Origin of the sequence: Mycolicibacterium arseniciresistens (genome assembly GCF_030519285.1) — a bacterium.
Lineage (GTDB): Bacteria > Actinomycetota > Actinomycetes > Mycobacteriales > Mycobacteriaceae > Mycobacterium > Mycobacterium arseniciresistens.
This window is the reverse complement of record NZ_JAUMSQ010000551.1, coordinates 1-634: the sequence shown is the minus strand read 5'-3', so window position 1 is coordinate 634 and position 634 is coordinate 1. Positions and strand designations below refer to the sequence as shown.

Below are 634 nucleotides of genomic sequence, written 5' to 3'. Positions count from 1 at the left end.
CAGCGTCCCGCGGAACATCAGCCGGCCGCCGCCCAGCGAGCGCGGGCTCTCCGTGGGGGTGACCGTGACGGTGGCGGTCCGGCCGTACAGGGCGGTGACGGGGTGGTCGTCGACCTGGTGCGTGCGCACCGCCGCGGCGACGGTGAACGCGGCACCCACCGCGGCGACCGCCGCCAGACCCGCCCCCGCAGCCCGTAAGGCCTCACCGAAGTCGCCGCGGCCGCCGCCCCACCAGACCGCGGCGGCGGTGAGGGCCAGCGCGACGAGGGTCACCAGTACCGCCGCCCCGGCGTGCCACAGCGTGGTGGTGGCGGTGACCGCCCAGCCGGTCGCCGCGGCAGGCACCAGCCGCAGGTCGAGTGGGCGGTCGCTGTCCACCCGCGGATCAGATCCGGACCAGGTCGCGCAGCTTGTCCAGCCGCGCCGGACCGATGCCGTCGACGTCGCCGAGCTGGTCGACACTGGTGAACCGTCCGTTGGCGTCGCGCCACGCGATGATCGCCGCCGCGGTCACCGGTCCGACGCCGGGCAGCGCATCGAGCTGTTCGGCCGTCGCGGTGTTGAGGTCCACCGCTTCCGGCGGTGCAGAGCCCGGATCGCGCGGCGGGACTCCCGGCGGCGCGGCGGGAGTCGC

General features: G+C 76.5%; 1 protein-coding gene and 1 pseudogene. Both read right to left on the bottom strand.

The genetic code is table 11. The features are described from left to right. Window positions 1-378 (bottom strand): annotated as a pseudogene (locus tag Q2100_RS31430) (ComEC/Rec2 family competence protein); the annotation flags it as partial. Window positions 379-385: 7 nt separating this feature from the next. Beyond that, the coding region (locus Q2100_RS31425) for a ComEA family DNA-binding protein (protein ID WP_302917150.1) at window positions 386-634 on the bottom strand (249 nt) is incomplete at its 5' end.